The 7,925-nt window shown below is 72.0% G+C and carries 8 protein-coding genes; 5 read left to right on the top strand and 3 right to left on the bottom strand.

The features are described 5' to 3' along the window. Both AOK24_RS23925 and argF read left to right on the top strand, forming a co-directional pair. Positions 1–229: arginine deiminase family protein (locus tag AOK24_RS23925; RefSeq protein WP_240554084.1), on the top strand; the 229-nt coding region annotated here is incomplete at its 5' end. A 101-nt stretch (positions 230–330) separates the two neighbouring features. Beyond that, on the top strand, positions 331–1,338 hold the full coding sequence (argF, locus tag AOK24_RS23920; protein WP_055722128.1) for an ornithine carbamoyltransferase: 1,008 nt from the start codon (positions 331–333) through the stop codon (positions 1,336–1,338). On the opposite strand, the gene AOK24_RS23915 is transcribed toward argF, so the two are convergent. Beyond that, positions 1,335–1,775 (bottom strand): ATP-binding protein, encoded by a 441-nt coding sequence (locus AOK24_RS23915; RefSeq protein ID WP_055722130.1) that lies wholly within the window; start codon positions 1,773–1,775, stop codon positions 1,335–1,337. The genes argF and AOK24_RS23915 overlap by 4 nt on opposite strands. A 223-nt stretch (positions 1,776–1,998) precedes the next feature. Between AOK24_RS23915 and AOK24_RS23910 the strand changes: the two genes are divergently transcribed. Together AOK24_RS23910 and AOK24_RS23905 are read left to right on the top strand one after the other, a co-directional pair. Next, the gene (locus AOK24_RS23910) at positions 1,999–2,826 is read left to right on the top strand and encodes an enoyl-CoA hydratase family protein (RefSeq protein WP_055722127.1); all 828 of its coding nucleotides are present in this window, start codon (positions 1,999–2,001) and stop codon (positions 2,824–2,826) included. Next, a complete protein-coding gene (locus AOK24_RS23905; RefSeq protein WP_055722126.1) occupies positions 2,823–5,075 on the top strand; it encodes a bifunctional salicylyl-CoA 5-hydroxylase/oxidoreductase in 2,253 nt (750 codons plus the stop codon). The genes AOK24_RS23910 and AOK24_RS23905 overlap by 4 nt, the downstream gene beginning before the upstream one ends. Positions 5,076–5,081: 6 nt before the next feature. Here AOK24_RS23905 and AOK24_RS23900 read toward each other — a convergent pair whose 3' ends face one another. Both AOK24_RS23900 and AOK24_RS23895 read right to left on the bottom strand, forming a co-directional pair. Next, a complete protein-coding gene (locus tag AOK24_RS23900) occupies positions 5,082–5,924 on the bottom strand; it encodes a PaaX family transcriptional regulator (RefSeq protein WP_055722125.1) in 843 nt (280 codons plus the stop codon). After that, positions 5,921–7,531 carry an AMP-binding protein gene (locus tag AOK24_RS23895; protein WP_055722124.1) on the bottom strand — a complete coding sequence of 537 codons (1,611 nt, stop codon included), beginning with the start codon at positions 7,529–7,531 and terminating at the stop codon, positions 5,921–5,923. Before AOK24_RS23895 ends, AOK24_RS23900 begins: the two co-directional genes overlap by 4 nt. A 105-nt stretch (positions 7,532–7,636) precedes the next feature. Here AOK24_RS23895 and AOK24_RS23890 point away from each other — a divergent pair. After that, the coding region (locus AOK24_RS23890; protein WP_167376858.1) for an acyl-CoA dehydrogenase family protein at positions 7,637–7,925 on the top strand (289 nt) is incomplete at its 3' end.

The raw sequence follows: 7,925 nt of genomic DNA, 5'->3' as shown, positions 1-7,925 counted from the left end.
GACGGCGACGCAGGCCGTGCACGCGGCGGAGCGCGAGCAGTGGGACGACGGCTGCAACGTGCTGTGCGTGGAGCCGGGGGTCGTCGTCGCGTACGAGAGGAACGCGACGACAAACACCCACCTGCGTAAACAGGGCGTCGAGGTGATCGAGATCCCGGGGAGCGAGCTGGGGCGGGGCAGGGGCGGGCCGCGCTGCATGAGCTGTCCGGTGGAGCGGGACGCCGTATGAAACCGCCTGGGCACATCGTCGTACCGGTGACTGTATAGAAATGCTTAGCGTCGTATAGACTTCCACAGGTCAGTCTGTTCACGTACCTCTGGAGCGCCCCCATGGCGACAGTCCCGACCGCCCTCGCCGGCCGCCACTTCCTCAAGGAGCTGGACTTCACCGCCGAGGAGCTGCGCGGTCTGCTCGCGCTGGCCGCCGAGCTGAAGGCCGCGAAGCGGGCCGGGACCGAGACGCGGCACCTGACCGGCAAGAACATCGCGCTGATCTTCGAGAAGCCGTCGACGCGTACGCGCTGCGCGTTCGAGGTGGCCGCCGCCGACCAGGGCGCCTCGACGACGTACATCGACCCGGCCGGCTCGCACATCGGCAAGAAGGAGTCGGCGAAGGACACCGCGCGGGTGCTCGGCCGCTTCTTCGACGCGATCCAGCTCCGCGGCGACGCGCAGGGAACCGTCGAGGAGCTGGCCGAGCACGCGGGCGTCCCCGTCTACAACGGCCTCACGGACGACTGGCACCCCACGCAGATGCTCGCCGACGTCCTCACGATGACCGAGCACAGCGCGAAGCCGCTCGCGGAGATCTCCTTCGCCTACCTCGGCGACGCCCGCTTCAACATGGGCAACTCGTACCTGATCACCGGCGCCCTGCTCGGCATGGACGTCCGGATCGTCGCGCCGAAGCAGTACTGGCCCGCGCAGGAGATCGTGGACCGCGCGCAGGCGCTGGCCGCGGACAGCGGCGCGCGGATCACGCTGACGGAGACCGTCGCGGAGGGCGTCACCGGCGCCGACTTCGTCGCGACGGACGTGTGGGTCTCGATGGGCGAGCCCCAGGAGGTGTGGGCGGAGCGGATCGCCGCGCTCGCGCCGTACGCCGTGACCATGGACGTCCTGCGCGCCACCGGCAACCCGGACGTCAAGTTCCTGCACTGCCTGCCGGCCTTCCACGACCTGGGCACGAAGGTCGGCCGGGAGATCCACGAGACGTACGGCCTCACATCCCTTGAGGTCACCGACGAGGTCTTCGAGTCGGCGCACTCGGTGGTCTTCGACGAGGCGGAGAACCGGATGCACACGATCAAGGCGATCCTGGTGGCGACGCTGGCCTAGCGGCCGACCGGGATCGCGGCCAGCCTGAACCAGACCGCCTTCCCCTTCTCCGTCGGCCGGTGGCCGCACGAGGAGGACAGGGTGCGGATCAGCAGCAGGCCCCGGCCGTGTTCCTGCCACGGGTCGGGGTCCCCGCCCGACGGCCGGGTCAGCTCATCCGGCGCCGCCGGGTCCTGGTCGTGGACCTCGACCTGACAGCCGCTCGGCAGCAGATGGACGACCAGCTCTATCGGCTCGCTGCCCGCCGTGTGCTCGACCGCGTTCGCCACCAGCTCGGCCGTCAGCAGCTCCGCCGTGTCGCTGTCCGCGCCGTGCTCGACCTCGGCCAGCGCCGTACGGACCAGGGCGCGCGCGACGGGTACGGCGGCGGCGGTGTGCGGCAGCGCGATGCGCCAGGAGGCTGAGGGTGGTCGTTCAGGCAAGGCGAGTCCGTTCATGGCGCAGGGTGCCGGGTCCGACATCAGGCAGTCCTGCTTTCAACTTTGTGGAATGGTACGGCCGCCTCCGGCCCTGGCGCACCAGGGGAGGCCACCTGCATCTACCCCTCCCAACGGCCCCTCCCGCCACGCCGATCCCGCTGTTACCGCCTTATCGACGACCGGTGACACTGCTATATCGCCCTCGTGACGACAGTCACGTACGGGTGATAACTTCGAGGGCGTGAGTCCCTTCACCGGATCCGCCGCGCGCACACCCCGTTGGGAACACCTCCACCACGACGTCACGGACGCCGTCGCCTCCGTCACGCTCGCCCGCCCCGCCAAACTGAACGCCCTGACCTTCGGCGCCTACGCCGACCTGCGGGACCTCCTCGCCGAGCTGTCCCGGGAGCGGTCCGTGCGGGCGCTCGTGCTGCGCGGCGAGGGACGCGGCTTCTGCTCGGGCGGCGACGTCGACGAGATCATCGGCGCGACGCTCGCCATGGACACCGCCCAGCTCCTCGACTTCAACCGGATGACCGGGCAGGTCGTCCGGGCCGTGCGCGAGGCGCCGTTCCCGGTGATCGCCGCCGTGCACGGGGTCGCGGCCGGTGCCGGGGCCGTCCTCGCGCTCGCCGCCGACTTCCGGGTCGCCGACCCGACCGCCCGGTTCTCCTTCCTGTTCACGAAGGTCGGGCTGTCCGGCGGGGACATGGGCGCGGCCTACCTCCTGCCGCGCGTCGTCGGGCTCGGGCACGCCACCCGGCTGCTCATGCTGGGCGACCCGGTGCGGGCGCCCGAGGCCGAACGCATCGGCCTGATCAGCCAGTTGACCGAGGAGGGCGGCGCCGACGAGGCCGCCCTCGCGCTCGCCCGCCGCCTCGCCGAAGGACCCGCCCTCGCCCACGCCCAGACCAAGGCGCTGCTGACGGCCGAGCTGGACATGCCGCTCGCGGCGGCCGTCGAACTCGACGCGAACACACAGGCGTTGCTCATGAACGGCGCCGACTACCGGGAGTTCCACGCCGCGTTCACCGCGAAGCGCCCGCCGAAGTGGCAAGGGCGATGACCGGCCGGATCGCGGTCATCGGCGGCGGACCCGGCGGCCTCTACACGGCGGCCCTCCTCAAACGCCTCGACCCCGCACGGGAGATCACCGTCTGGGAGCGCAACGCACCCGACGACACCTTCGGGTTCGGCGTCGTCCTCTCCGACGAGACCCTCGGCGGCATCGAACACGCCGACCCGGCCGTGTACGCCGCGCTGGAGCGGGAGTTCGTCCGCTGGGACGCCATCGAGATCACCCACCGAGGACGGCGCCACGTCTCCTCGGGCCACGGGTTCGCGGCGCTCGGCAGGAGACGGCTGCTGTCCGTCCTGCACGACCGCTGCCGCGCACTCGGCGTCGACCTCCGCTTCCGCACCGAGGCCCCCTACCCGGCGTGGCTCTCCGAGACGTACGACCTCGTCGTCGCCGCCGACGGCGTGCACAGCGCGACCCGGGAGACCTTCGCCACCGCGTTCCGGCCCCGGCTCTCCCCCCACCGCTGCCGGTACATCTGGCTCGGCACCGACCTCGCCCTCGACGCGTTCCGCTTCGACATCGCCGAGACCGACGCGGGAGTCGTCCAGCTCCACGGCTACCCGTACGCGCCGAACGCCTCGACCGTCATCGTCGAGATGCGCGAAGAGGTGTGGAAAACAGGGGAGTTCACCATCGAGAGGTGCGCCGACCTGTTCCGGGAGACCCTGCGCGGCCGGCCCCTGCGGTCCAACAACTCCGCCTGGACGGTGTTCCGTACGGTCGTCAACGACCGCTGGTCCAGCGGCAACGTCGTCCTCCTCGGGGACGCCGCGCACACCGCCCACTTCTCCATCGGCTCCGGCACGAAACTCGCCGTCGAGGACGCCCTCGCGCTCGCCGCGTGCCTCGACGAACAGCCGGACGTCCCCAGCGCGCTGGCCGCCTACGAGGCCGAGCGGCGGCCCGTCGTCGCCTCCACGCAGCGTGCCGCCCGGGCCAGCCTGGAGTGGTTCGAGAACCTCCCGCTGTACGTCGGCCAGCCGCCGCGCCGGTTCGCCTTCAACCTCCTCACCCGCAGCCGCCGCGTCACCCACGACAACCTCCGGCTGCGCGACGCCGCCTTCACGGCGTCCGTGGAACGGGAGTTCGGCTGCCCGCCGGGTACGCCCCCCATGTTCACGCCTTTCCGGCTACGGGAGTTGACCCTCCGCAACCGGGTCGTCGTCTCCCCGATGGACATGTACTCCGCGACCGACGGCGTCCCCGGCGACTTCCACCTCGTCCACCTCGGCGCCCGCGCGCTGGGCGGGGCGGGGCTGGTGATGACCGAGATGGTGTGCGTCAGCGCCGAGGGGCGGATCACGCCGGGCTGCACGGGCCTCTACGACGACCGACAGGGCGCCGCCTGGCGCCGGATCACCGACTTCGTCCACGAACAGGCACCCGGCACGGCGATCGGCGTGCAGCTCGGGCACTCGGGCCGCAAGGGGTCGACGAAGCTGATGTGGGAGGGCATCGACGAACCCCTCCCGGACGGCAACTGGCCCGTGGTCGCCGCCTCCCCGCTGCCCTACCGCACGGACAGCCAGGTTCCGAGCGAGCTGACCCGATCCCAACTCGCGCAGATCCGCGGCGAGTTCGCGAAGGCCACGAAACGCGCCGCCCACGCAGGCTTCGACCTCCTCGAACTCCACTGCGCCCACGGCTACTTGCTCTCCGGCTTCCTCTCCCCGCTGACCAACCACCGCACCGACACCTACGGCGGCTCCCTCACGGGCCGCCTCCGCTTCCCGCTGGAGGTCTTCGACGCGGTACGCGACGCCTGGCCCCCTGAACTCCCCCTGACCGTCCGGATATCCGCCACCGACTGGTCCCCCGGCGGCACCACCCCCGAGGAGGCCGTGGAGATCGCCCGCGCCTTCGCCGCCCACGGCGCCGACGCGATCGACGTCTCCACGGGCCAGGTCGTCTCCGACGAACACCCCGACTTCGGCCGCTCCTACCAGACCCCGTACGCGGACCGCATCCGCAACGAGGTGGGCGTCCCGGTGATCGCCGTCGGCGCGATCTCCTCGTGGGACGACGTCAACTCCCTGATATTGGCGGGCCGTACGGACCTCTGCGCCTTGGGGCGGCCTCATCTGTACGACCCGCACTGGACGCTGCACGCGGCGGCCGAGCAAGGGTATGAGGGGCCGGGCGTGGTGTGGCCGCTGCCGTACCGGGCGGGCAGCAGGAGGCCGCGAACGGGACGCACGGACGCCCCCAAACCCCGGTTGCAGCTGAGGAGTTGAGGCGCCTCACCCGGCGCCGTACGCCGTGCCGGGACCGGCCGCCAGCACGAACGCCTCGCCCGCGTCCCGCAGCCGTGCGTGCAGGGCGTGGAAGACCTCGGCCGACCGTACTCCCGGCCAGTTCGCGGGCAGCAGGTGTGCGGGCAGGCCCGGGTCGGCGTAGGGGAGGCGCCGCCAGGTGTCCAGGGCGAGGAGGTAGTCCCGGTACGCCTCCTGCGGGGGCGTGTCGGGGCGCTCCCGCCAGGCCCTCAGCACCGGCTCGTGCGTGTCGAGGAACGCCTCGTGCTCCTTGGCGATCGCCGCGAGGTCCCACCACCGCGACACCGCCTCGACCGTCGCCGTGAACCCCAGGTGCTCGCCCCGGAACAGGTCGACGTACGGACCGAGTCCGAGCCGCTCCAGGGTGCGCCGCGCCTCGTCGTGCAGGCGCGCGGGCGCGATCCACACGCCGGGCGCCGCCGTCCCGAAGCCGAGCCCGGCAAGGCGGGAGCGCAGGACGTGCCGCTTCTGCCGCTCGGACTCCGGCACGGAGAACACCGCGAGCACCCAGCCCTCGTCACCGGGCGGCCCGTCGGAATAGATCCTGCGGTCCCCGTCGTCCATCAACTGCCGGGCCTCCCACGACAGTTCGTACCCCGCCGCGCCGCGCTCGGTGCGGGCGGGCAGCAGCAGTCCGCGGCGTTTCAGCCGGGAGACGGAGGAGCGTACGGAGGGGGCGTCGACCCCTACCGCGGCGAGCAGCCGGATCAGCTCCGCGACGGGAACCGGACCCGGTACGAAGCGGCCGTACGCGCCGTAGAGCGTGACGATCAGAGACCGTGGTGCATGCTGGTCGGACACGTTGATCATCTTAGGTCTTCGGCATCAGTGCTGGTCACCTCCGGTGTGAGCAGCCGGAATCGCTGGAGCTTTCCGGTCGCCGTACGCGGCAGTCCGGCCGGGAAGCGGATCTCGCGCGGGCACTTGTACGGCGCCAGCCCCTCCTTCACGAACGCCCGCAGAGCCGCCACATCCTGCCGCGCGCCCTCGCGCAACACCGCGTACGCCACGACGACTTGCCCGCGCTCCTCGTCGGGCCGCCCCACAACTGCCGCCTCCAGCACGTCCGGATGCCTCAGCAGCGCCTCCTCGACCTCCGGCCCCGCGATGTTGTACCCGGCCGACACGATCATGTCGTCCGCGCGGGCCACGTACCTGAAGTACCCGTCGGCTTCCCGGACATAGGTGTCCCCGGTGACGTTCCAGCCGTCCCGCACGTACTCCCGCTGCCGGGGGTCGGCGAGATACCGGCAGCCGATCGGGCCGCGCACCGCGAGCAGGCCCGGCGTGCCGTCGGGGACCGGTCTCCCCTCGGCGTCCTGCACGCGCGCCTCCCAGCCGGGCACGGCAACTCCCGTCGTCCCGGGGCGGATCGCCTCATCGGCCGCCGAGATGAAGATGTGCAGCAGCTCGGTCGCGCCGATGCCGTTGATGATCCGCAGCCCGGTCCGCTCGTGCCAGGCGCGCCAGGTCGCCGCGGGGAGGTTCTCGCCGGCCGACACGCAGCGCCGCAGCGACGAGACGTCGTACGCGTCGAGGTCCGCGAGCATCGCGCGGTACGCGGTCGGCGCGGTGAACAGGACGGACACCCGGTGCTCCGGGACCGCCGCCAACAGGGCCTTCGGGCCCGCCTGTTCGAGCAGCAGAGCACTCGCGCCGACCCGCAGCGGGAAGACGACCAGGCCGCCCAGCCCGAACGTGAACCCGAGCGGCGGACTGCCCGCGAACACGTCGTCCGGCGTCGGGCGCAGGACGTGCCTCGCGAACGTGTCCGCTATCGCCAGGACATCGCGGTGGAAGTGCACACAGCCCTTCGGGCGGCCGGTGGTTCCCGAGGTGAACGCGATCAGCGCGACGTCGTCGGCCGCCGTGTCGACCGCCTGGTACGGGAGCCGGGGCGCCGGCCTGTTGAGGAGGTCGTCCGGGGTGTCCCCGCCGTACGGGGTGATCCGCAGGCCCAGGACCTCGGCCTTGACCAGGTCGTCCAACGAGCGCGCGTCGCACAGCGCGTGGCCGACCCGTGCGATCTCGCACATCGTCGCCAGTTCGTGCGCGCGCTGCTGCGCCAGGACCGTGACCGCGATCGCGCCCGCCTTCAGGACCGCCAGCCAGCACGCCGCCAGCCAGGGGGTGGTGGGGCCGCGCAGGAGGACGCGGTTGCCGGGGAGCACGCCGAGGTCGCTCGTCAGGATGTGGGCGATGCGGTCCACCTGGGCCCGGAGTTCGCCGTACGACCAGGTCGTGGCCGGGGTGCGGAACGCGGGGGCGCCGTCCGGCTGGCCGGTGAGCAGGTCCGTGGCGCAGTTCAGGCGGGGTGGGTAGGCCAACTCCTCGTTCGTGAAACGGAGTTCGGGCCAGGTGTCGGGCGGTGGGAGGTGGTCGCGCGCGAAGGTGTCGACGTGGGCCGAGAGCTGCAAGGTGGCTCGCCCCCTTGTCGGTTCGGGGTCGTGCGTCGAGCGTAACGTGTTGGTGACGGCGGTCAAGAGAGCGCGATATGGTCGTGGCCGAGGGGGTGTACGCCCATGGAGCGTTCCGAGTTGCGCACACTGGCCGCAGAAGTCCTCCGTCCGCTCGCGGAGAAGGGGGAGCCCGGCAGGGTCAACCGCCCCCTGGTCGCCGAGCTCGGCCAACGGGGGCTGCTGGACCGGCTGTTCACGTCCGGCGCCGTCGAACTCTGCGAGGTGCGGGAGGCGTTGGCGTACGGCTGCACCGAGGCGGAGACCGCCCTCGCGCTCCAGGGGCTGGGGGCGCATCCCGTGCACGCGTACGGGAGTCCGGGGCAGCGGGAGCGGTGGTTGCCCGGGGTGCGGG

It is taken from the genome of Streptomyces niveiscabiei, assembly GCF_001419795.1.
Classification (GTDB): domain Bacteria; phylum Actinomycetota; class Actinomycetes; order Streptomycetales; family Streptomycetaceae; genus Streptomyces; species Streptomyces niveiscabiei.
The sequence above is the reverse complement of the archived record's forward strand: the minus strand, read 5'-3'. Positions and strand labels throughout refer to the sequence as shown.